The sequence below is a fragment of the Candidatus Hydrogenedentota bacterium genome (genome assembly GCA_016791475.1).
In the GTDB taxonomy this organism is placed as follows: Bacteria; Hydrogenedentota; Hydrogenedentia; order Hydrogenedentales; family JAEUWI01; genus JAEUWI01.
Window position 1 is genome coordinate 1 of record JAEUWI010000200.1, and the last position, 755, is coordinate 755.

Sequence of the window (755 nt, forward strand, 5' to 3'; positions counted from 1 at the left end):
GAGCGAAATAATGAACTACGAGCTTGATCCGTCACCAGAAGATGTTTCTTACATGGCGGCCAGACTTATCGACCTGCGCGATCATCTCTCTTCCGGCCCGGTAATGCCGGAAGTTTCCAAGCAGGGCCGTGGTGCGCGCACTGGTGCGCGAAGGATAGGACACGGAATGCATACAGCAAAATTGGACAGACATCCGCAACGCTCTGCGGAAGCATCAGCCATGACTCGCGAAGAAGAACTGCGCCTGATTGACGAAGCTGTTGCGGCTGGCAAGTGCACGCGCTACCCACCCGGCGCTTCGTCTGATGCCCAAAGCTCATACGAAAAGGCGATGGTCTCGGCGCGCAAAGCCGCTGCGGAGCGCACATGGAACAGCGCGCGCTTCGCGATGATCAGCAAACGGATTGAGGGGGTGGGCGCATGAATATGCGCGACGGGCGCACGCATGACGAGGTGCCGGAGGTCGTAGGGTAAAGATGGACGATTTCCTTGAGATGGTCGGCGCTGGTTTCCTGCTCCTGTGCGTGATGGCGGCGATCTACTTCCCAACCATTCTGCGGATGATCGGAGGGGTATGTCAGTGATCACCCCCGTCCGCCTCCGCCTCTCGCGCGCCCGGGGATTCAGCCTGCAGGCTGCCTCGCGTGCCATCAACGGCCTGCCGGCGGTGAACTGCGCGCGGCCGGGGAAGTTTGGGAACCCTTTCGACTGGAGAAAATATTTTTCTGGGTCAGAGCGCGCAGCACGACAAGCTG

Annotated in this window: 1 protein-coding gene; it reads left to right on the forward strand. The window is 59.9% G+C overall.

Annotated features, from left to right (window positions below):
* Nucleotides 1–10 precede the first annotated feature (10 nt).
* Nucleotides 11–424, forward strand: coding sequence for a hypothetical protein (locus tag JNK74_28685; GenBank protein MBL7650161.1), 414 nt, complete (start codon nt 11–13; stop codon nt 422–424).
* The last annotated feature ends 331 nt before the right edge of the window (nt 425–755 follow it).

Bases quoted from the DNA above. Each gene is read 5' to 3' on its own strand.
- JNK74_28685 (MBL7650161.1), top strand. From the start codon at position 11: ATGAACTACGAGCTTGATCCGTCACCAGAAGATGTTTCTTACATGGCG.